Source organism: Helicobacter anseris (assembly GCF_003364335.1).
GTDB lineage: Bacteria > Campylobacterota > Campylobacteria > Campylobacterales > Helicobacteraceae > Helicobacter_H > Helicobacter_H anseris.
On record NZ_NXLX01000012.1, the window covers coordinates 14,121 to 33,958 of the forward strand.

Sequence of the window (19,838 nt, forward strand, 5' to 3'; positions counted from 1 at the left end):
ACCCAAATCCTAGATATTTTTATACAATACACACTATGAAACCAATCAAACTTATAGCAATTTTAGGATCTAGTGGAAGTGGAAAAAGCGAGCTTGCATTAAAGCTTGCCACCTCTCTTGATGCGGAAATTTTTTCATTAGATTCTCTGAGTATTTATAAAAAAATAGATATCTTATCTGCAAAGCCTAGTAAAGAAGAAATGGCTATTGTCAAGCATTATGGCATTGATGTTTTGGAGATAGATCAAGAAAATAATGCATTGATTTTTAAAAACTTACTTTTAGAGGCCATCAAGCAGACAAATAAAAAAATCTTACTTATTGTTGGGGGTAGCAGTTTTTATCTCAAAGCCATCATAGAGGGATTAAGTCCTATGCCAAAAATATCAAAAGAGATAAAAGAAAAAGTTGCCCTTATCAAAAATCCCTATGAGGTTTTATCGCAAAAGGATTTGGATTTTGCTAAAAATATCAAACCTCAAGATACTTATAGAATCCAAAAAGGATTGGAGATATTTTATAGCACCCACACTCCCCCATCACTCTATTTTAAAAAAAATCCTCCCGTAGGTTTTGAATATCCTATTGATACATTTTGCATTGAGATACAAAGAGAAATCTTAAGAGAGAGAATTATCAAACGCACACAAATGATGTTAAAAAATGGTGGAATAGAAGAAATACAAAATCTTTTAACTATTTATCCAAAAGATTCTCAACCCTTTAAGGCAATAGGCCCAAAAGAATGCATAGAATTCTTGGAGCAAAAAATAAGTTTTGAGACATTGGAAACACAAATCATCACGCATACAATGCAACTTGCAAAGCGTCAAAAAACTTTCAATAAGACACAATTTAAAAATATTGCTTTTTTTCAAAAAGATGATTTATTTGATGAGATTCTAAGACTTTATTAGGCATAATCAAAAAATTAAAAAAATAAAGGATAGAAAAAAATGTATGCACTATTGAGCGTAAGTGATAAAGAAGGAATTGTAGATTTTGCTAGAGGACTAAGAGCACTTGGATTTGAAATCTTAAGCACTGGGGGAACTTTAGATTTATTAAATAAAAATCAAATTGATGCAATAGATGTTAGTAGCTATACACAAAGTGAAGAAATGTTTGATGGTAGAGTAAAAACATTGCACCCAAAAATACATGGGGGTATTTTATACCAAAGAGCCAAAGAAGCTGATGTCGCCACAGCTAAACAAAAAGGCATTCAAGCCATTGATATTGTATGTGTAAATCTCTATCCTTTTAAAGAAACCATAGAAAAAACTGATGATTTTGACACTATTATTGAAAATATTGATATTGGCGGACCTTCTATGATAAGAGCTGGTGCAAAAAATTTCCAAAGCGTTTTGGTTATCACAGATAAAAATGACTATACCCTTGTTTTAGAAAAAATAAAAAATAAAGAAAATACTTTGGATTTTAGAAGAGAAATGATGATAAAAGCTTTCAATCATACAGCAGAATATGACGCTATGATTGCCAATTATATGAATCAAAGATTCCATAATGGTTTTGGTCAAAAAATCTTTATAAGTGCCAATAAGGTTTTTCAAACAAGATATGGGGAAAATCCACACCAACAAGGTGCATTTTATGAATTTAATGAAACCTATAAGAAACATCTAAAGATTCTCAAAGGGGAAGCAAGTTTTAACAATCTCACTGATATCAATGCGGCAATAAAACTTGCTTCTAGTTTTGGAAGTGCTAAGGCAATAAGCATCATCAAACATGGTAATCCTTGCGGGTTTGCAATCAAAGATAACTTATTAGAGAGTTATAAAGAGGCTCTTAGATGTGATAGTGTTAGTGCTTATGGTGGTGTGGTAGCTATCAATGGGGTTGTTGATGAGAATCTTGCCTTAGAAATTTCTAAAACTTTTATTGAAGTCTTGGTAAGTGCTGGAATCACAGAAGGAGCATTGAAAGTTTTTGAAAATAAAAAAAGAATGAAAATTTTTACCTTTGGTGATGGTATCTTGCATCAATGCAGAGATGCTTATGATTTTAAGCGTATAGAGGGTGGTCTTGTCTATCAACAAAGTGATAAGGTGCTATTAGAAGAGGTAAGAAATGCGCAACTTATGAGCAAAATGCCTGCTTGCCAAAAAACACTTCAAGATTTGGAAATTGCCTATGTCATTAGTGCTCTTACAAAATCCAATTGCGTAGCATATGTCAAAAACCAAGCATTAGTAGCTATTGGTATGGGAATGACTAGCCGTGTAGATGCCTCCTATGCAGCTATCAAAAAAGCAAAAGAAATGGGGATTGATCTTAAGGATTGTGTTTTGGCCTCAGAGGCATTCTTCCCTTTTAAAGATAGCATAGAGATGGCTGCAAGCATAGGTGTAAAAGCTATCATCGAGCCTGGTGGAAGTATCAGAGATGATGAGGTGATTGCTTGTGCAAATGAAAATAATATCGCCTTATACTTCAGTGGAATACGACATTTTTTACATTAAACTACTTGATATAGCCATATTGCTTTAGAGCATTGACCATCTTTGCAAGAATTGGTCCTGCATTGCCCCCGCTTTCTCCATGCTCAATAAAAACCGTGATTGCGTATTTTGGGTTTTTATAAGGAGCATATCCTGTCATCCAAGCGTGAGAGCGATGGTAATATGGCAATTCACTTTCCTTAATACGCACCTTAATATTTTGAGGAATACTCACTACCTGAGCAGTTCCTGTTTTACATGCAATAGGCACTAAAGAATCTAAGGTGGATTTTCTAGCAGTTCCACCTTGTGCATTACAAGCCTGATACATCCCTTCTTGAATAAATTTAATTTTTGATTTTTGAAACTCATTAAGTACATCTTTGATTTCAAAATCACTCGGGATATTTTCAAAAGATTTTGCAAAATGAGGAGTAGGCAATAAACCTGATGCCATCAATCCTGTATATCTAACAATTTGCATTGGCGTTACCAAAAATGAACCCTGACCTATTGAAGTTACAACCGTATCTCCTAAATACCACGGCTGACCTTTTGACATTTTCCACTCTGGACTCGGCAAAATACCCACAAATTCATTTGGCAAATCCACTCCTGTTTTTTGCCCAAAGCCCATCTCATTCAACACACCTGCAATATTTGTCATCCCCGCTTGTTGAGAAAGCTTATAAAAATACACATCTACAGATTCTCTAATAGCCTTAATCACATCACTTTTCCCATGACCACCAGCTTTCCAATCCCTAAATTTTCTTCCACCAAGCTCAATATACCCTGGAGTGTCAATTAAGGTGCGCTCATTAATTCCAGCATATTCCAATAGAGCCAAAGCCATACCCATTTTAATAACAGAACCTGGTGCATAAAGCCCATTTACAAGTTTATTCAACAAAGGGTTGGATAAATCCTCCTGCAAGGCACTCCACTTTGCATGGCTAATACCCCCAACAAAATCATTTAAATTATATTCTGGATAACTCCCTGCAGCTAAGATCTCTCCACTCTCAATGTCCATCACAATTACAGCACCATTTTTGCCCAAAAAAGCCTCATCAGCAACTTTTTGCAATCGCATATCAAGGGTAATGACTAATTCATTTTGGCTTATGCTATCCTTCTCATATCTTACTGAAACTACACGATTATGAGAATCTACTGTAACAACTTTTTCTCCAATCTCTCCTTGTAAAAAGCCATTATACTTTCTCTCAATACCTGTCTTTCCCACAATGCCTGTATATTTACTCACCATATTTTTTGCTATATCACTCTCATCACTAGCGCCAACATAGCCTATCACATGAGATGCACTAGAGTTAAAGGGATAATAACGCCTTGATGTTGGCTCTACAAAAATGAGGGGATTTTGAATTAAGTAGGCATATTCTTTTTGCATTTTTTCATACTCAATAAACTTGACCACTTTGATAGGAGTATGATTATATGATGATCTCTCTCTCATATAATTTTTTACAATATCTTCAGGATTTAAATCAGGAAAATATTTTAAAACAAATTCAATTTGTTCTTTTAACTGCTGATTTTTTAAATGAGGATCAAAAGAAATAGAAAATCCTAACTGATTAATCGCAATCAAGGTTCCATTTCTATCTTTTATCAATCCCCTAAAAGGAACATCAATATCTTTTCTTGTGATATTCTTTTGTGCTAATTGAACATAATACTGATTGGACTGTATACTAATAGCAAAGATACGCAATAATAATACAATCCACACAAGGACAAAGATAATTACAATTAAACGGATTCTAAAACTTATCTTTTCCATATCACCAACACACTCTCGCACAATACATACCATAGAATAATGGGGGTAAAAACAATAGGCATTTGATGATTAAAAATAGTCAAACTCTGCAAAACAAAAAAATAAAACATATAAGGCAAAAAAACATAAATTACCCCAAAAAACCTGCTTTCTTCTTGCAAAATCAACCCTATTTTTGAAACCACAAAAGACAAAAAAATAAAAAGTAAAAATAAAAACCCTATATTGTTAGATTTTTCCAATTCAAAAAAGATACACAAAATTAAAACCACAAAAGAACCAAAAAAATTAGCATCCTTAAAATCTTTTATATACTTAGTAAATAATAATCCAAGCAAAGGTGGTAGAAAAACATAGATATTGCTTAATGCCAAATAACAAACAAAAGTCACTAAAATAGCAATATTAACTAGTATGTTTTTAGTAGTGCTATTTCTTGACATGTCGGAAAATGTTTGCATGCAATACAATCTGCCCATATTTTTTGATAAGGAATTTTTTCTTTTTGGATTTCTTCAAAACCCAGATGCTTGAATAAATTTGGCCTATATGTTAAAACCAAAAAATTACTAATTCCTAACTCTAGCCCCTCTTGAATATTTTTCATCACTAACTCTTGAGCAATCCCCCTATTGCGATACTCTTGTGTTACTATCAAGCTTCTAATCTCTGCAAGAGTTGTGGTATAAATATTTAAGGCACAAAAACCAATGATTTTATCTTGAAATTTTGCCAAATAATATGAACGGATATTTTTACTCATCTCTTCTTTGCTTCTTGGCAATATCAATCCTTTTTCTACTTCAGGAGCAACAAGCTCAAGCATTAGATCAATATCCCTTAGGAGCGGTTTTTCATAGGTTATCATTACCCAACACTCTATTTAAAATCATTTGTCTAATCCTCTCCTTTGCATTATAGTTTTTTTTAAAAATTTTATCATCAACGCTAAGCATAAGAGCTTTTTTTTGCTCAAGCAATCCCCTTTGATTTGATGTGATTTTATCACATTTGGTATAAATTTTTAAGATATCCTGATCTGCACGACAATTTGCCTGTAAGATCTCAAATACTTTTTTATCAATATCTAAATTTTGATGTCTAGAATCAATTAAATGAATAAATAGCTTTATTGAAGTGCGAAATTGTAAAAAATCCCATAGATTTGCCTCCCACTCCTCTTTTAGTGTTTTTGACACTTTAGCATAACCAAAACCAGGGAGATCCACAAAACAAAGATTAAAATTTTGCCCTTCCTTATGCCATATTGTTTCAAAAAAATTGATAAGCTGTGTTTTTCCTGGTGTAGAAGAACTTTTTGCCAGTTTTGAGTGATTTAAAATAAGATTGATAAAAGTACTTTTTCCTACATTACTTCTTCCAAGCAATGCAATTTCAGTAACCCCTATTGATGGACAAGAAGACAAATCTTTTGCCGAGGTAATAAAGCAAGATTTTTTAACCTCTATCATTTTTTTGTTTCTTCAAGATTAAAGATAAGTTTTGCAGGTTTATTAGCTCCGCCAACCACATTGACATAACCCGTTTTATTATTCAAAAAAATTTCCTCACCTTTGATGGTATTCTCCCGACCTTCTTCCTTTACTTCTGCTTGTTTTTTAAGATGATATTCTCCGGTAATAGCATCATAACTCAAAACATTTGCTTTACCATGCATTCTTCTGCCATCTTGTGTAGTAACCACAAAAACAACTCCTCCCTCTGCAATCATTTTTGCAAGCTTTCTATTAGAATTAGTGTATATCACTACCTTTTTTGCCTCAAGCTTATCAGCTCCTTTTGTAATTTTTACATTTCCCTCAACAATGCTCTCACCAGTTTTCTCATTGCCTGAAAATCTATCAGCACTCACCTCAAGTAACTCAGAGCCAAAAACTACACATACACATAAAGCTAATAAAAAAATCTTTTTCATTATTTTCCATCCTCTAAAAGGATTTTTGAGTGAATTTTTTGTGCAAAAATCATGGAATTCTTCCTATCATAAACAATATTTTCCCCCAAAACCTTACCTTGTTGCCCATATAAAGAAAAATTACCCTTACCCTTAAAAATCTCTCTTGATAAATTCAACACCCCAGCTTGAGAATAAAAAGAAAAACCATCATTTCTTTTGTAATCTACCCCATCATAAAAGCTATAAATATCCTTATTGCGATGCACATAATTACTATGGATACTCTCAGAGAGATTATTTTCTAACATTCTACTTAGAGTTACATTTTTAAAAATTTCATAATCCTTATATTGCGTAGCATCTTTTCCTTCAATCAATGTATCTATAATGTCTTTTTTCATTTGATGCATCACAAAATAACGCACATCAATTTTTGCTATATCCACATTATCAGCATCAACAAATACATCATTGTGATTTTTGAAAAAAAATAACGAAAAAATAGTAATAAAAAAAAGCACTAAAAAAAAACATAGCATGGAATTATTTTTTAAAAAGCTCAAGAATCTTCCCCTCCAAGCCATCTTTATGAATAATATAATCAATCGCCTCTCTCACAGCTCCATTGCCACCACTTCTTTTTAAAAAAATATCTGCATACTGCTTTAAAACCTCTTGTGCATTCAAAGGAGCAAACCTCAACCCGCATACCTCAAACATAGCAATGTCATTAATATCATCACCAACACAAGCCACTTGTTGTGGTTGCAAGTTGTATTTTTGCATTATCTCTAAAGCCTTTTGTCTTTTATCTTCTATTCCTAAAAAACAATCCATAATCCCCAAATCCCTAGCTCTAGACAAAGTGCTTTGAGAAAATCTTCCTGAAATAATGGCTACCTTTTTGCCAAGTTTTAGCCAATAAGACAAACCCATACCATCTTGCACATCAAAAGTCTTAAACTCCTCTCCTGTTGGAAGATAATGCAACTTCCCATCTGTAAGCGTGCCATCTACATCTAACAATAAGAGTTCTATCATAAACAGCCTTTTGTGCTTGGTATTGAAATTTGTGAATTTCGCATTAAGGCTCTACGCAATGCCACAGCAAAAGCTTTAAAAGATGCTTCTATGATGTGATGCAAATTTCTACCTCTTTTTAAAGTGATATGAACACTTATATTAGATTGCATACAAACTGCTCTAAACCACTCCTCTACAAGCTCAACATTAAAATCCAAAATAGCACCTTGCAATATTTTTTCATCAAGATCTTTCCTAGCTAAATCATAAAACAAAAAAGCTCGATTGCTTAAATCAATATCACATTCCACACAAGCCTCATCCATCACCACACTTGCATTTCCAAAACGCTCAACACCATTTAAAGGATAGATGCTTTCTCTTAAGAGCTGCCCAATAACAATACCACAATCCTCGACACTATGATGATAATCCACATCAATATCTCCTAGGCACTTTAGCTCCAAATCAATCAAAGAGTGCTTGCTAAAAGCCTCAAGCATATGATCAAAAAAGGCAATTTTTGTATCAATGCTATAACTTCCAGTTCCATAGATTCTTATTCCGGCTCTAATATTTGTTTCTTGTGTTTTTCTTTCTTGAAAATTCATTTTTATTCCCTCACAATCACAGGATTTTCTAAATCATTACTTATGCCAAAATCATTTGCCTCATCTTCACTACGAAACCCTTTAACAAAAACACGATAATATTCACCATCTTTTTGGATTTCTACGCTATAACCATTGGTATTCTTTTCAACCAAAGTATCATATCTCATTTTTGTTTCCTTGGCTCCTTCTTCTCTCTTAAAAGTCCCAACCTGCAAAGAAAATTTTCCACCCTCAATGGTTTCTTTAGAATCTCCTACCTTAAATTCATTGGCAAGCTCGCTAGAAGACTTCTGCAAATCTTTTTTAAACTTTTTTTCATAATTTTTTGCAACTAGACCGCCAAAACCAATCACTTCGATTCTAACCTGTGTTGTTCCCTTATCAACCATACCAATATCATGGGCTGCAACATTGGATAAATCAATAATACGACCATCTACAAATGGTCCCCTGTCATTGATTCTTACAATAGTAATTTTGCCATTCTCTTTATTATACACTTTTACAATTGTATTCATAGGTAATGTTTTACTAGCTGCTGTATGTGCATACATATTATAGACTTCACCATTTGAAGTCTTTTTATCATGAAAATTTGGTCCATACCAACTCGCAATTCCATCAAAAATATCTCCAATATCCACACGACTTGGATAATACCATTTTCCTGCAATCTTATAAGGACGCATTGTGGCTCTTTGAATAGCTGCAGATTCTCTCATACCATTCATCATTGAAGAATCTTGATTGAAAATATCTGAAGGGATATTACCTCCAGAAAAACTTTGTTTATAATCACCATAATCTTGATTAGAAAAATTGGAGGTATAACCTCCTTTATTTTTCCATTCTTTGAAGTTCTCATATTCCTTAAAAGCTCCAACACCTCCCTTATAAGAACTTTGAGGAGCACAGCCAAAAAAAAATAGACTCAAACCAATAATGCTCAATCTTCTCAATAGCTTCCCTTATTGGCAAACTTTTTCATTTCTTCCTTTATTACGGGTATAACAATTTTTTGCTTTACTTTTAAAGATATTTTGCTCATTTGATTAGCATTTTTGATTTGCTCAATACTCACTTTATACTTCTTTGATAAAGCATAGAGCGTATCGCCTTTTTTAATCTCATGCAATATGAACATTCTATTTGGATTTGCATCAGGAACATAAGCCTGTCTAAAATATGAAAGCTTTTCATAAGGTATATAAACAGTATAATCCCCTTCACCTGGTGGTAGAAAATCATACCTAAATTGCTTATTGTATTTTTTTAAATCCACTAAAGACATGTCTAGTTGTTGAGCAATATATTCCAACATTGTTCCTGATTTGATTTGCACGCCTACGATACTATCGCTAGCACCACGATTTAAGAGATAATTTTTATTACTGCCTTGTAATCTCTCATAATTATTAAAGGCTAAAGACATTTCTAGAATCATGCGAATATATTCTCGCGTTTCTCTTGGGAGATATTTTTTTTCCTCATCTAGCAAAACTTCAATATCACTACTTCCTGCTTTTTTTATCGCATTTTTCAATCTACCAATCCCACAATTATAAGCCATAGCAGCCAAATACCACTCCCCAGTATTCTTATAAAGATATCGCAAGTATCTAGCCGCTGCTTGAGTGCTTTTAATAGGATCTCTTCTCTCATCAATATACTCATTGATTTGCAATCCCAAACTCTTTGCAGTTTTAGGCATAATTTGCCAAATACCAGCAGCTTTTTTAACACTATATGCTCGAACTGAAAATCCAGATTCTGCCATCGCTAAAAATAAAAATTCTTGAGGTATTCCAGCCTCCGTCATAATAGACCTTAAGACAGGAATAAACTCATAACCATTGTCAAATTGCTCTAGAAAAAAATCCCATCTAGCATACAAACGATTGGGACTTGCAACATTTTTTTCCTGTAATTTTGTTAAAAAACTACCGCTAACACCAAAAGAATTTAAAATACTCTCACTATAACGATCATGGCTTAAATGATTAAAATCAGCAAATACAGGCACTAGTGTTATGAAAACTAGGTAAAAAATCTTATTTTTAATCACTCTGCTCCTTTTTGCACTAAAGCTGATATTTTACTTTTTTTTACTTAACTAAAATCTAAAACTTAAATAAATTTTTAGCATTTTGTGTTGTTAATTGCTCAATATCCTCAGGCAAAAGATTCAAAATATCTGCTATTTTTTGTGCTATTATTGGGATATAGCTTGGCTCGTTTCTTTGCCCCCTAAAGGGAACAGGTGTAAGATATGGTGCATCTGTCTCAAGTAACAATCTATCTCTAGGTATCTTTGGTAAAATTTCTACAATCTTTCTTGCATTATTAAAAGTACAAACGCCACCGATTCCATAGTAAAAACGATCCGAAAGTTTTAATAAAATTTCATCAGCATTAAAACAATGCAACACACCCCTTGCTGTTGGATATTTTTGCAATATCTCAAATACATCATTACTCGATTCTCTTACATGCAAGATAAGTGGTTTATCAAAATCCAAGGCAATTTGAATCTGCTCTTCAAACTTCTCTTTTTGTTGATTTTTATAACCCTGAATATCTTCTTCTGGCAATCTAAAGTAATCCAATCCACACTCCCCTATTGCCACACATTTTGGATGTTTTATGGAATCTAAAAAATATTTTATTTCACCCTTATGCAAATCATAAGGGTGTATTCCTACTGCAAAAAATACATTTTCTCTTTGCTCTGACAATCTTATGGCCAAATCAAGCTCCATAGGATCTGCACCAGGGATAATAACCTTATCCATACCTTCTGCTTCAGCTCTTTCAAGCACAGCATCCACATCTCCACAAAAAGCCTTATCATTCAAATGACAATGCGTATCAATAAACATTCTTTTCCTTATTTGTGCTAGAATCTAGAAGCTATTTTAACGTATAAAAATTAAGGATAAATGATGTTTAGTGGCTTAGTAAGAGAAATTGCTACTGTGAGAGATTTGCAAAACAATATCCTAACTCTGCAAGCACAATATCAACCAAAAATTGGTGATAGTATCGCTGTAAATGGAGTTTGCCTTACAGTCATTTCAACTAGTAATAATTATTTTTCTCTTGAATTAAGTCAAGAAACACAAAAAAACATTGCAATTGAAAATTATAAAAAATATGTTCACATTGAACCTGCGCTAACACTTCAAGACAGACTTGATGGGCATATTGTTCAGGGACATATTGATGGCATTGGAGAGATTGCTTCTATCAAAAATAATGCAAATCAAATTGAATTTATTATACAAGCCCCCCAAAATATACTACTCCTCTGTGTTCCCAAAGGTTCAATCAGCATCGATGGGATAAGTCTCACTCTAACTGCTATTTATAAAGATAGCTTTAAACTTGTTATTATTCCCCACACCTATAAAAATACACTTTTCCATACCTATAAGATTCGTCAAAGAGTTAATATAGAAACAGACATGTTTGTGCGTAGCATCTATCACCTATTAACACGACAGCAAAAATCAATGTCATGGCTGGATTTTGATTCTCAAGCATTAGGATTTTAATGCAAAAAGCAGTAGCACTTGCTTATAAAAAAAATCAAGATAATGCACCAAGAGTAATTGCATCAGGAAAGGGATTGTTGGCACAAAATATCATTACAAAGGCAAAAGATTTTAACATACCTCTATTTTGCAATAAAAATCTTGTTGATTCCCTTTTAGAAATACAAATTAATGAAGAAATTCCACAGATACTATACGATGGTGTAGTAGAAGTATTTATATGGCTCAATAAACTAGAAGAAAAAGCACAAATGAGCAGGTAACCTGACCCGCTCACTAAAAATTAAACAAATTCAATAACTGCCAATGTAGAAGCATCTCCTCTTCTTATTCTTGTTCTTTGAATTCTTGTATAACCACCATTTCTATCTTTATACTTCGGCGCAATCTCTGTAATTAACTTTTTTGTAGCTTTTTTATTCTGCAATAAAGCAAAAACTGCTCTATGTGTATTAAAATCTGCTACCCTTGCTACAGTAACCAATCTTTCAATATAAGACTGTAATTCCTTAGCTTTAAAAATACCTGTTTCTATCTTGCCATGCTCAATTAAAGCAATAGCTAAATTCTTAAGAAGAGCCTTTCTATGAGATGAAGTTCTTCCTAATTTTCTATAATCATGACCGTGTCTCATTTTCTATCCCTTAAGCCTTTAATTTTAAAATTTTTTTACTAAGCGCTGCTTTTTTATCTTCTTCCAATTCAGTACCCACAGGATAACCAAGTTCTTGAAGCTTATCAGCAATTTCATCATAAGATTTTTTACCCATATTTTTTACATTTTTTAAATCATTTTCACTCATTAAAACAAGTTCACCAATATAGCGTATTCCTATTCTATCAAGACAATTAAAGCATCTTGCACTTAAATTCAAACTATCTAATTTAATCATCAACTCTTTAAAATCAAAATTATCCTCTACATTTGCTTTCTGAGCCATTGGTACAGAACTAATATCGGCACCAAAAATACTCATTTGAGAATGCATAATAGCAATAGCTTGCTTAAAAGCCTCATATGGATTTACTTGCCCATCAGTCTCTACATCAAAAATAATTTTTTCATATGTAGGATCATCCTCTACCAAAACATTCTCTATTTCATATACTGCCTTTCTTACAGGAGTAAAATACGCATCTAATGGAATATAATCTTCTGGAATTAAATTTCTAATATCTTCACTAGGAACATATCCTATACCCTTTTGCACAATAACAGAAAAATTTAAAGTCGCATCTTCATTAATAGTAGCTAATACAACATCTTGATTTACCACATCAATTTGTTCATTAGCCAAATGCGAACCTGTTAGATTCATAGGTCCTTTGAAAGAATAATTCAACACAACACGATCTTGAGAATCTGTATCCACCTTACTTAAAAAACGAATATTTTTTAAATTAACAATGAATGGGGAAACATCTTCAACAATCCCTCTAATGGAATCAAACTCATGAGAAACTCCATCAACTTTAAGCGCAATTGGAGCAAAACCAACAGAACTTGATAGCAATAACCTTCTTAAAGGATGAGCCAATGTTATAGCATAACCAGATTCAAAAGGATAGGCCACCACTCTTACCTTATTTTGCCCCAATTCCTCTACCTCTACAGTCGTTGGAATATAAGGTGTAGTTTTAATAGTCTTCATTATTCACTCCGATTATTTAGAATATAGCTCTACAATTAGTCTTTCCTCAATTGGAATAACAACCTCTTCTCTCTCAGGATATCTTGTAAAAATACCAAATCTTTTATCCTTATCAACATCAACCCAAGGAGAAATCCCTGTCTGTGAAGTCAATTCAATTGCACGAGTAATTTGAGGATTTGACTTAGTGCGTTCAACTATCTCAATTTTTTGCCCTTGCTTTACAAAGAATGAAGGAATATTTACCTTTTTACCATCCACAAGAATATGTCCATGTGTCACTAATTGACGAGCAAATCTCCTTGTAGTAGCAAAACCCATTCGATAAACTACATTATCCAATCGTCTTTCAATCAAACGAATGAGATTCTCTCCCGTATTTCCTTCCAAACGATTTGCTTCAGAAAAAATAGCTCTAAACTGTTTCTCAGAAACTCCATACATTACTTTAGCTTTTTGTTTTTCTCTAAGCTGCAAACCATATTCTGAAATCTTTCCTCTCTTCTGACCATGTTGTCCTGGTCCATAAGGTCTTTTATCTAAAGCACTTTTACCTGCTAATCTTCTCTCGCCTTTTAATGCAAGAGAAACTCCAAATCTTCTTTCTAACTTTTCAACTGGTCCTCTATATCTAGCCATTTCTACCCCTTATACTCTTCTTCTTTTTGGAGGTCTGCAACCATTATGAGGTAATGGAGTTACATCCTTAATCCACAATACTTTAATACCTTCAATTACACCCACGCTCTTGATGGCAGTTTCTCTACCACTACCAGGCCCTTGAACCTTGATACCAACCTCTTTAATACCATGTTCTTTGGCTTTCATCATAGCACTCTCAACAGCCTGCTGCGCAGCATATGGGGTAGATTTTTTAGAACCTTTAAAACCAAGACCACCAGCCGTAGCCCAACAAATAACATTCCCCATTTCATCCGTTACGGTTACATTTGTATTATTAAAAGAAGCAGAAATGCAAACAATACCTTTTGCTATATTCTTTTTAACAACACGTTTTTTTGTTGCTGAATTTCTTTTTGCCATTTTCTACCTCCTTATTTGCTACCAACTGTCTTTTTCTTGCCCTTTCTAGTACGAGCATTATTTTTTGTCGTTTGTCCACGAACAGGCAAACCTTTTCTATGTCTCAAACCACGATAATTACCCAAATCCATTAGAGCTTTTATATCCATCTGAACTTTTTTTCTTAAGTCACCTTCAACCATATAACTTTCTTGTATTTTTTTTGCGATCGCCGAAACTTCATCTTCGCTGAGATCATTAACTCGCTTATCAAAAGAAATATTTACAGCATTAAGAATATCTCTTGAAGTTTTTAATCCAATACCATAAATATATGTTAGAGCATACTCTACTCGTTTCTTTTTTGGCAAATCTACACCAGCAATTCTAGCCATATTTTATCCTTGTCTTTGTTTATGCTTAGGAGTGGAACAAATCACGCGTACAACTCCTTTTCTCTTAATGACCTTACATTTGTCACACATCTTTTTGACCGATGGTCTAACTTTCATCTTTTACTCCTTTAATGCACAACGGCATTTTTTTATTATCCCTACAAAAGTTCAGAATAAAAGCCTTAATTATAGTATAAAAAAGTTTAAAAAACTCTTATTTATATCTAAAAGTAATTCTTCCTTTATCTAAACTATAGGGTGTCAATTCGATCTTGACCTTGTCTCCTGGTAAAATCTTAATATAATGCATACGCATTTTTCCAGATATATGGCACAAAACAATATGTCCATTATCCAACTCTACTCTAAATGTTGCATTAGGCAATGCCTCTACAACTTTACCATCAATTTCTATTACATCATCTTTTGCCATTTAAACCTCCGTTAATATCCTAGCAAAGCCATCCACAATAGCTACAGTATGCTCATAATGAGCTCCATTTAACCCATCTTCAGAGACTACACTCCACTTATCACTTAAAATTTTTGGAATGCCACTGCTCACACATACCATAGGTTCTATACAAAACACCATTCCATTTCTAATTTTTGAACCCTGTTTTAAATTTACAGAATCCACATAATTCAAAATGCTTGGCTCATCATGCGGCTTTCTTCCAATACCATGACCACAATAATCCCTCAAGGGAACAAATCCTCTAGAAGTAATAACCTCTTCTATAATCTTGCTTAATTCTTTAAAATACATTCCTTCTTTTATACTAGAAATAGCAACCATTAAAGAATCCCTAGCACAATCAATAAGCTTCTTATCTTGCTTAGCAATTTCACCGACACCAAAAGTGATAGCACCATCACCATACCAACCATCAAGATTAGCGCCTATATCAATACCTACAATGTCTCCATCTTTTAAGCAGTAGGATGTTGGAATACCATGGATTATTACTTGATTAACAGAAATACAGGCAGTATTTGGAAAACCATACAAACCTTTGAATGCAGGTTTTGCTCCTAATGCATAAATATATTCTTCTGCAAGCTTATCGATCTCCAAGAGGGAAATACCTGGTTTAATAAAACCACTAATATAAGAAAGTGTCTTGCCAACAACTTGACTGGCAAGATACAATTTTTCTATTTCTTGAGCATTTCTAATAGGAATAGCCATCAAAAACCAACAGCACTCAATGTCTTATACTTACTCATATAAATTTGCGCCTCTATTTTTCTCATGGTATCAATTGCAACTTGAACAACAATAAGCACCGCTGTTCCTCCAAAATAAAAAGGAACACCCATACTTTTAACTAAAATCCAAGGTAATGTAGAAATCAAAGCAAGATATAAAGAACCAAAAAGAGTTAAACGTCCTGCAACACTATTTAAAAATTGCACAGTTCCTTCACCTGGTCTCATACCTGGTATATATCCACCCTGCCTTTTTAAATTTTCTGCAATATCTTTTGAATTAAAAGCAATAGAAGCATAAAAATATGCAAAAAATATAACCAATAAAAACATTAAAATATTGTAAACATATTTATCTGGTCCCAAAAAATCTGCAATTGATTTTAAAAACTCATTTGAAGAAGCATGCAAAATAGTAGAAGGAAAAACCAATAAGGCAGATGCAAAAATTGGAGGAATTACTCCGCTTAAATTAATCTTAATAGGAATATAGTTCATAATCCTCTTATTTTGATTTTGCATTACAACTTTACGCGCATAAGAAACCGGTATTCTTCTTTCGCCAAGTTCCACATAGATAATTGCAAAAACAGTAAAAATAATGATTAAAACAATACCTATTAAAACAAGATAATTAATTTCTCCCGTATTCACCAGTCCAAAAGTTCCCTCTATTGCAGAAGGAATGCTTGATACAATACCTGAAAAAATTATCAAGCTTATACCATTACCAATTCCTCTTTGTGTAATTTGTTCGCCAATCCACATTAAAAGCATGGTTCCAGTCAACATTGAAAAAATAGAAATAATAATAAAACTCTGCATATCTATCATAATAGCACCGCTACCAGAGTTGCCCATATTGCGCAATAAAAAGGAAACACTAATCGCTTGAACAACAGTTACTACTATGGTTAAGTAACGCACAATTTGCATATACTTCTGCATACCATCACGTTCTTTTTTCATTTTTGCGAGATTTGGAAATGTTGCTGCTAAAAGCTCCATAACAATTGAAGCTGTAATATATGGCATTATACCTAGAGAAATAATGCTTAAACGCTCTACTGCATGCCCACTGAACATATTGAACAATCCTAGAGCATTTTGAGAATTATTAGCACTTCTAAAAAACTCTTTTATCACCTCAATATCCACTCCAGGAATTGGTATATAAGCCAACACTCTATAGGCAAATAAAAAAAGCAATGTGATAAGAATTTTATTAACAATGGCTCTAGTCATCACTTACTACCACTAAAAGTAATACGATTATCTTTAATTTTAGATACCAGATTTTTCGTATTTGTTCCTATTAGTTTTATCTTTTTTATTGTTTTTGGAAATTTATGTATTCCTTGAATACTCTCAAATGTAAGCTCTGCAAGCTCTCCTAGAGATATTCTATCTGTATTGATTACATAAGGTTTATCATTTTTAACCCTAAAACCTATTTTTGGTAATCTTCTTTGCAATGGTTGTTGACCGCCCTCAAAACCTCTCTTTGCTTTATATCCAGTTCTTGCAGTCTGTCCTTTTCCACCTCTTGTAGAAGTTTTTCCCATACCACTACCTTGACCTCTACCTACTCTTTTTATATCCTTCACACTACCATGTGCAGGTTTAATATTTTCTAATGCCATTGTGCAAACTCCTTTTTATGCCTTAATTCTTGCTAGAGCATCAATAGTAGCTCTCACTACATTATAAGGATTATTTGAACCAAGGGATTTGGTCAAAATATCCTTAATACCAGCCAATTCAATAACAGGTCTTGCAGATCCTCCTGCAATAATTCCAGTTCCCTCACTAGCAGGTTTTAATAAGATTCTACTAGCATTATACTTATGCTCAATATCATGTGCAATAGTAGTACCCTTAATATTAATCTTAATAATATTTTTAAAAGCATCATCTACAGCTTTTTTAATTGCATCAGGCACTTCTTTTGCTTTACCTAGCCCAAAACCAACAAGACCATTCTTATTGCCAACAACTACCAAAGCATTAAAGCGGAATCTTCTTCCCCCTTTAACAACTTTTGTAACCCTACCAATATTTACAACAACTTCGCTAAATTCTTCTCTATTGATTTCCATTTTAATCCTTTTTATAGCGTAATTCCATTTTCTCTAAGCGAATCTGCAAAAGCAGCAACAACACCATGATATAAATAACCATTTCTATCAAATACAATCGTATTTATATTTTTAGCTTTTAATATTTCAGCAAAAGATTTGGCAATTACTTTGGCATTTTCTTTATTGTTACCCAATTGCATCTTTTTTCCATCAACACACGCTAAGGTATTATGATTTTGATCATCAATTGCTTGAGCATAAAGATATCTATTGGATCTAAAAATAGTTACTCTAGGCTTAATAGCTGTCCCAAAAATAGAGCTTCTGATTCTTAACTTTCTTTTATTTCGTAACTTTTTCTTTCTTGCTAAGATTTTATTTGTCATACTATCTACCTTCCATTATTTTTTAGCAGTCTTACCAGCTTTTCTAATAATAACTTCATCACTATATTTAATACCTTTACCCTTATAAGGCTCTGGTGGACGAAACTCTCTAATTTCAGCAGCAATTTGACCAACTTGTTGCTTATCGCTTCCCTTGATTGTAATAAGATTTTTTTCAACACTCATCTCAATACCATCAGGAATAGGATATTTTACAGGATGAGAAAAACCTAGTGCAAGTTCTAAAGTTTTTCCAGAAACAGCAACTTTATATCCCACACCATTTACTTCTAAAACTTTTGTAAAACCTGTTGTCATGCCTATAACAATATTATTAGCTAAGGCTCTATATGTTCCCCAATATGCCCGAGATTGTGGTTCTTGATCTATGGATTTAAAACTAAGTTCATTATTACTGTAATCAATCTGAACTCTTCCATATGTTTCTAACTCTTTTTGCATTTTACTGCTCTTAAACACAATTTTGCTCCCTTGAACACTCACTTCTACAGTGCTTGGAATGCTAATAGGTCTTTTTCCAACTCTTGACATTATCTTCTCCTACCAAATACTACAAAGCGCTTCACCGCCAACATTAGCCTTATAGGCTTCCTCATTTCCTATAACACCCTTATTAGTGCTAACCACAATGGTTCCATATCCATTTTTAAATCTCTTTAATTCGGTATGACTCTTATAAACCCTTCTACCAGGCTTACTAATTCTTTTAATCTCATTGATTACAGAATATCCTCTCTCATCATAAGCCAATTGAACCGAAATTGATTGCTTTCCATCTTTATCATTTACATTAAAATCTTTAATAAAACCTTTTGACTTAAACACTTCTAAAATAGAAACTACAATCTTTGCATAATAAAGATTTGTTGTATCCAATCTTCTCATAGAAGCATTTCTAATTCTTGTTAGAGAATCTGCAATAATATCATTTACCATAATTCCACTCCTTACCAACTAGCCTTACGAAGTCCTGGTATCAAGCCTTCATTACCCATTTTTCTTAAACACACTCTACATAAACCAAAATCTCTATATACAGAATGTGGTCTTCCGCAAACTTGACATCTAGTATAAGCTCTTGAACTAAACTTTGCTCTTCTTTTGCTTTTTGCAATCATTGATTTTTTTGCCATATTATCTTCCTTTTGCAAAAGGCATACCAAGCATTTCTAAAAGCTTAAATGCCTCTTTATCATTATTTGTTGATGTAACCATCGTAATATTCATTCCGTGACTCACCATAATATCATCATAAACAACTTCAGGAAACATAAGCTGCTCATTAAGACCAAAACTATAGTTACCTCTACCATCAAACCCATTTCTTGGAACACCTCTAAAATCTTTAACTCTTGGTAAAGAAATAACAATCAGTTTTTCCAAAAAGTTATACATCTGATTTCCACGCAAAGTAACTTTTACACCCATTGGCATACCCTCACGCATCTTAAAACCAGCAACAGATTTTTTTGCTAGTGTTACTACAGCCCTTTGTCCAGCAATTAAAGAAATGGTATCTGCCATATTTTGTATAATTTTTGCATCTTTGGCATAATCACCAGCACCTACACTAATAACAATCTTTTCAAGTTTAGGCAATAACATAGGATTTTTAATATCTAACTCTGCTGCAAGCTTTTGTTTAATTTCTTCGTTATATTTTCTTTTTAAATCAAACATC

31 protein-coding genes are annotated in these 19,838 nt (G+C 33.1%); 4 read left to right on the plus strand and 27 right to left on the minus strand.

Translation table 11 applies throughout. The features are described 5' to 3' along the window. Positions 1–35 precede the first annotated feature (35 nt). Together miaA and purH are read left to right on the plus strand one after the other, a co-directional pair. Complete coding sequence (gene miaA / locus CQA57_RS05405) at positions 36–917, plus strand: tRNA (adenosine(37)-N6)-dimethylallyltransferase MiaA (protein ID WP_115579260.1); 882 nt, start codon at positions 36–38, stop codon at positions 915–917. A gap of 39 nt (positions 918–956) precedes the next feature. Next, complete coding sequence (gene purH, locus CQA57_RS05410; RefSeq protein ID WP_115579215.1) at positions 957–2,489, plus strand: bifunctional phosphoribosylaminoimidazolecarboxamide formyltransferase/IMP cyclohydrolase; 1,533 nt, start codon at positions 957–959, stop codon at positions 2,487–2,489. Position 2,490: 1 nt separating this feature from the next. Here the strand turns inward: purH and mrdA are convergent, their stop codons facing one another. The 11 genes from mrdA to CQA57_RS05465 are packed head-to-tail and all read right to left on the minus strand — an operon-like array spanning position 2,491 to position 10,712. Beyond that, positions 2,491–4,299: a penicillin-binding protein 2 gene (mrdA, locus tag CQA57_RS05415; RefSeq protein WP_456237293.1), complete on the minus strand. Its 1,809-nt coding sequence runs from the start codon at positions 4,297–4,299 to the stop codon at positions 2,491–2,493. Continuing rightward, positions 4,266–4,739 carry a hypothetical protein gene (locus tag CQA57_RS05420; RefSeq protein ID WP_170126834.1) on the minus strand — a complete coding sequence of 158 codons (474 nt, stop codon included), beginning with the start codon at positions 4,737–4,739 and terminating at the stop codon, positions 4,266–4,268. The genes mrdA and CQA57_RS05420 overlap by 34 nt, the downstream gene beginning before the upstream one ends. Beyond that, entirely contained in the window at positions 4,688–5,146 is a 459-nt protein-coding gene (locus tag CQA57_RS05425) for an N-acetyltransferase (RefSeq protein WP_115579218.1), read from the minus strand. Before CQA57_RS05425 ends, CQA57_RS05420 begins: the two co-directional genes overlap by 52 nt. Beyond that, positions 5,133–5,750, minus strand: a complete 618-nt coding sequence (gene yihA, locus CQA57_RS05430) for a ribosome biogenesis GTP-binding protein YihA/YsxC (protein ID WP_115579219.1) — start codon at positions 5,748–5,750, stop codon at positions 5,133–5,135. Before yihA ends, CQA57_RS05425 begins: the two co-directional genes overlap by 14 nt. Continuing rightward, a complete protein-coding gene (lptA, locus tag CQA57_RS05435; protein ID WP_115579220.1) occupies positions 5,747–6,214 on the minus strand; it encodes a lipopolysaccharide transport periplasmic protein LptA in 468 nt (155 codons plus the stop codon). The genes yihA and lptA overlap by 4 nt, the downstream gene beginning before the upstream one ends. Next, the gene (locus tag CQA57_RS05440) at positions 6,214–6,759 is read right to left on the minus strand and encodes a hypothetical protein (RefSeq protein ID WP_115579221.1); all 546 of its coding nucleotides are present in this window, start codon (positions 6,757–6,759) and stop codon (positions 6,214–6,216) included. Before CQA57_RS05440 ends, lptA begins: the two co-directional genes overlap by 1 nt. Further along, the gene (locus CQA57_RS05445; protein WP_115579222.1) at positions 6,740–7,237 is read right to left on the minus strand and encodes a KdsC family phosphatase; all 498 of its coding nucleotides are present in this window, start codon (positions 7,235–7,237) and stop codon (positions 6,740–6,742) included. The genes CQA57_RS05440 and CQA57_RS05445 overlap by 20 nt, the downstream gene beginning before the upstream one ends. Then, positions 7,234–7,830 carry an imidazoleglycerol-phosphate dehydratase HisB gene (hisB, locus tag CQA57_RS05450; RefSeq protein WP_115579223.1) on the minus strand — a complete coding sequence of 199 codons (597 nt, stop codon included), beginning with the start codon at positions 7,828–7,830 and terminating at the stop codon, positions 7,234–7,236. Before hisB ends, CQA57_RS05445 begins: the two co-directional genes overlap by 4 nt. 2 nt (positions 7,831–7,832) lie before the next feature. Beyond that, positions 7,833–8,792 carry a septal ring lytic transglycosylase RlpA family protein gene (locus CQA57_RS08305; protein ID WP_281270395.1) on the minus strand — a complete coding sequence of 320 codons (960 nt, stop codon included), beginning with the start codon at positions 8,790–8,792 and terminating at the stop codon, positions 7,833–7,835. Then, entirely contained in the window at positions 8,789–9,898 is a 1,110-nt protein-coding gene (locus CQA57_RS05460; RefSeq protein WP_115579224.1) for a lytic transglycosylase domain-containing protein, read from the minus strand. The genes CQA57_RS08305 and CQA57_RS05460 overlap by 4 nt, the downstream gene beginning before the upstream one ends. A gap of 55 nt (positions 9,899–9,953) precedes the next feature. Continuing rightward, the gene (locus tag CQA57_RS05465; protein WP_115579225.1) at positions 9,954–10,712 is read right to left on the minus strand and encodes a TatD family hydrolase; all 759 of its coding nucleotides are present in this window, start codon (positions 10,710–10,712) and stop codon (positions 9,954–9,956) included. A 63-nt stretch (positions 10,713–10,775) separates the two neighbouring features. Here CQA57_RS05465 and ribE point away from each other — a divergent pair, with 63 nt between their 5' ends. Together ribE and CQA57_RS05475 are read left to right on the plus strand one after the other, a co-directional pair. Beyond that, positions 10,776–11,387, plus strand: coding sequence for a riboflavin synthase (gene ribE / locus CQA57_RS05470; RefSeq protein ID WP_115579226.1), 612 nt, complete (start codon positions 10,776–10,778; stop codon positions 11,385–11,387). Then, positions 11,387–11,650 (plus strand): EscU/YscU/HrcU family type III secretion system export apparatus switch protein, encoded by a 264-nt coding sequence (locus tag CQA57_RS05475; protein ID WP_115579227.1) that lies wholly within the window; start codon positions 11,387–11,389, stop codon positions 11,648–11,650. Before ribE ends, CQA57_RS05475 begins: the two co-directional genes overlap by 1 nt. A gap of 20 nt (positions 11,651–11,670) precedes the next feature. On the opposite strand, the gene rplQ is transcribed toward CQA57_RS05475, so the two are convergent. The 16 genes from rplQ to rplE form a co-directional block, all read right to left on the minus strand. Continuing rightward, positions 11,671–12,021 (minus strand): 50S ribosomal protein L17, encoded by a 351-nt coding sequence (gene rplQ, locus CQA57_RS05480; RefSeq protein ID WP_115579228.1) that lies wholly within the window; start codon positions 12,019–12,021, stop codon positions 11,671–11,673. A 10-nt stretch (positions 12,022–12,031) separates the two neighbouring features. Next, a complete protein-coding gene (locus CQA57_RS05485) occupies positions 12,032–13,039 on the minus strand; it encodes a DNA-directed RNA polymerase subunit alpha (RefSeq protein WP_115579229.1) in 1,008 nt (335 codons plus the stop codon). A 12-nt stretch (positions 13,040–13,051) separates the two neighbouring features. Beyond that, positions 13,052–13,678 carry a 30S ribosomal protein S4 gene (gene rpsD / locus CQA57_RS05490; RefSeq protein WP_115579230.1) on the minus strand — a complete coding sequence of 209 codons (627 nt, stop codon included), beginning with the start codon at positions 13,676–13,678 and terminating at the stop codon, positions 13,052–13,054. 9 nt (positions 13,679–13,687) lie between these two features. Then, on the minus strand, positions 13,688–14,083 hold the full coding sequence (gene rpsK / locus CQA57_RS05495; RefSeq protein WP_115579231.1) for a 30S ribosomal protein S11: 396 nt from the start codon (positions 14,081–14,083) through the stop codon (positions 13,688–13,690). A gap of 11 nt (positions 14,084–14,094) precedes the next feature. Next, the gene (gene rpsM, locus CQA57_RS05500) at positions 14,095–14,457 is read right to left on the minus strand and encodes a 30S ribosomal protein S13 (protein ID WP_115579232.1); all 363 of its coding nucleotides are present in this window, start codon (positions 14,455–14,457) and stop codon (positions 14,095–14,097) included. A 3-nt stretch (positions 14,458–14,460) separates the two neighbouring features. Next, entirely contained in the window at positions 14,461–14,574 is a 114-nt protein-coding gene (gene rpmJ, locus CQA57_RS05505) for a 50S ribosomal protein L36 (protein ID WP_002956266.1), read from the minus strand. Between the two features lie 97 nt (positions 14,575–14,671). Then, positions 14,672–14,890, minus strand: coding sequence for a translation initiation factor IF-1 (infA, locus tag CQA57_RS05510; RefSeq protein WP_104697941.1), 219 nt, complete (start codon positions 14,888–14,890; stop codon positions 14,672–14,674). After that, positions 14,891–15,649 carry a type I methionyl aminopeptidase gene (gene map, locus CQA57_RS05515; RefSeq protein WP_115579233.1) on the minus strand — a complete coding sequence of 253 codons (759 nt, stop codon included), beginning with the start codon at positions 15,647–15,649 and terminating at the stop codon, positions 14,891–14,893. After that, complete coding sequence (gene secY, locus CQA57_RS05520) at positions 15,649–16,914, minus strand: preprotein translocase subunit SecY (RefSeq protein WP_115579234.1); 1,266 nt, start codon at positions 16,912–16,914, stop codon at positions 15,649–15,651. The genes map and secY overlap by 1 nt, the downstream gene beginning before the upstream one ends. After that, positions 16,914–17,312 (minus strand): 50S ribosomal protein L15, encoded by a 399-nt coding sequence (gene rplO, locus CQA57_RS05525; protein WP_115579235.1) that lies wholly within the window; start codon positions 17,310–17,312, stop codon positions 16,914–16,916. The genes secY and rplO overlap by 1 nt, the downstream gene beginning before the upstream one ends. Before the next feature lie 15 nt (positions 17,313–17,327). Beyond that, positions 17,328–17,768, minus strand: coding sequence for a 30S ribosomal protein S5 (gene rpsE, locus CQA57_RS05530; RefSeq protein WP_115579236.1), 441 nt, complete (start codon positions 17,766–17,768; stop codon positions 17,328–17,330). Positions 17,769–17,779: 11 nt separating this feature from the next. After that, positions 17,780–18,136, minus strand: a complete 357-nt coding sequence (gene rplR / locus CQA57_RS05535; protein ID WP_115579237.1) for a 50S ribosomal protein L18 — start codon at positions 18,134–18,136, stop codon at positions 17,780–17,782. A gap of 15 nt (positions 18,137–18,151) precedes the next feature. Next, complete coding sequence (rplF, locus tag CQA57_RS05540) at positions 18,152–18,688, minus strand: 50S ribosomal protein L6 (RefSeq protein ID WP_115579238.1); 537 nt, start codon at positions 18,686–18,688, stop codon at positions 18,152–18,154. A 9-nt stretch (positions 18,689–18,697) separates the two neighbouring features. Then, entirely contained in the window at positions 18,698–19,093 is a 396-nt protein-coding gene (gene rpsH / locus CQA57_RS05545) for a 30S ribosomal protein S8 (RefSeq protein ID WP_115579239.1), read from the minus strand. A gap of 11 nt (positions 19,094–19,104) precedes the next feature. Further along, positions 19,105–19,290, minus strand: coding sequence for a type Z 30S ribosomal protein S14 (locus tag CQA57_RS05550; RefSeq protein WP_115579240.1), 186 nt, complete (start codon positions 19,288–19,290; stop codon positions 19,105–19,107). 1 nt (position 19,291) lies between these two features. Next, the gene (gene rplE / locus CQA57_RS05555) at positions 19,292–19,837 is read right to left on the minus strand and encodes a 50S ribosomal protein L5 (RefSeq protein WP_115579241.1); all 546 of its coding nucleotides are present in this window, start codon (positions 19,835–19,837) and stop codon (positions 19,292–19,294) included. Position 19,838: the final 1 nt, after the last annotated feature.

Coding starts and splice junctions, on each gene's coding strand:
- miaA (WP_115579260.1), top strand. CDS start 36: ATGAAACCAATCAAACTTATAGCAATTTTAGGATCTAGTGGAAGTGGA.
- purH (WP_115579215.1), top strand. CDS start 957: ATGTATGCACTATTGAGCGTAAGTGATAAAGAAGGAATTGTAGATTTT.
- CQA57_RS05420 (WP_170126834.1), bottom strand. CDS start 4,739: ATGCAAACATTTTCCGACATGTCAAGAAATAGCACTACTAAAAACATA.
- CQA57_RS05425 (WP_115579218.1), bottom strand. CDS start 5,146: ATGATAACCTATGAAAAACCGCTCCTAAGGGATATTGATCTAATGCTT.
- yihA (WP_115579219.1), bottom strand. CDS start 5,750: ATGATAGAGGTTAAAAAATCTTGCTTTATTACCTCGGCAAAAGATTTG.
- lptA (WP_115579220.1), bottom strand. CDS start 6,214: ATGAAAAAGATTTTTTTATTAGCTTTATGTGTATGTGTAGTTTTTGGC.
- CQA57_RS05445 (WP_115579222.1), bottom strand. CDS start 7,237: ATGATAGAACTCTTATTGTTAGATGTAGATGGCACGCTTACAGATGGG.
- hisB (WP_115579223.1), bottom strand. CDS start 7,830: ATGAATTTTCAAGAAAGAAAAACACAAGAAACAAATATTAGAGCCGGA.
- CQA57_RS05465 (WP_115579225.1), bottom strand. CDS start 10,712: ATGTTTATTGATACGCATTGTCATTTGAATGATAAGGCTTTTTGTGGA.
- ribE (WP_115579226.1), top strand. CDS start 10,776: ATGTTTAGTGGCTTAGTAAGAGAAATTGCTACTGTGAGAGATTTGCAA.
- CQA57_RS05475 (WP_115579227.1), top strand. CDS start 11,387: ATGCAAAAAGCAGTAGCACTTGCTTATAAAAAAAATCAAGATAATGCA.
- rplQ (WP_115579228.1), bottom strand. CDS start 12,021: ATGAGACACGGTCATGATTATAGAAAATTAGGAAGAACTTCATCTCAT.
- CQA57_RS05485 (WP_115579229.1), bottom strand. CDS start 13,039: ATGAAGACTATTAAAACTACACCTTATATTCCAACGACTGTAGAGGTA.
- rpsD (WP_115579230.1), bottom strand. CDS start 13,678: ATGGCTAGATATAGAGGACCAGTTGAAAAGTTAGAAAGAAGATTTGGA.
- rpsK (WP_115579231.1), bottom strand. CDS start 14,083: ATGGCAAAAAGAAATTCAGCAACAAAAAAACGTGTTGTTAAAAAGAAT.
- rpsM (WP_115579232.1), bottom strand. CDS start 14,457: ATGGCTAGAATTGCTGGTGTAGATTTGCCAAAAAAGAAACGAGTAGAG.
- rpmJ (WP_002956266.1), bottom strand. CDS start 14,574: ATGAAAGTTAGACCATCGGTCAAAAAGATGTGTGACAAATGTAAGGTC.
- infA (WP_104697941.1), bottom strand. CDS start 14,890: ATGGCAAAAGATGATGTAATAGAAATTGATGGTAAAGTTGTAGAGGCA.
- map (WP_115579233.1), bottom strand. CDS start 15,649: ATGGCTATTCCTATTAGAAATGCTCAAGAAATAGAAAAATTGTATCTT.
- secY (WP_115579234.1), bottom strand. CDS start 16,914: ATGACTAGAGCCATTGTTAATAAAATTCTTATCACATTGCTTTTTTTA.
- rplO (WP_115579235.1), bottom strand. CDS start 17,312: ATGGCATTAGAAAATATTAAACCTGCACATGGTAGTGTGAAGGATATA.
- rpsE (WP_115579236.1), bottom strand. CDS start 17,768: ATGGAAATCAATAGAGAAGAATTTAGCGAAGTTGTTGTAAATATTGGT.
- rplR (WP_115579237.1), bottom strand. CDS start 18,136: ATGACAAATAAAATCTTAGCAAGAAAGAAAAAGTTACGAAATAAAAGA.
- rplF (WP_115579238.1), bottom strand. CDS start 18,688: ATGTCAAGAGTTGGAAAAAGACCTATTAGCATTCCAAGCACTGTAGAA.
- rpsH (WP_115579239.1), bottom strand. CDS start 19,093: ATGGTAAATGATATTATTGCAGATTCTCTAACAAGAATTAGAAATGCT.
- CQA57_RS05550 (WP_115579240.1), bottom strand. CDS start 19,290: ATGGCAAAAAAATCAATGATTGCAAAAAGCAAAAGAAGAGCAAAGTTT.
- rplE (WP_115579241.1), bottom strand. CDS start 19,837: ATGTTTGATTTAAAAAGAAAATATAACGAAGAAATTAAACAAAAGCTT.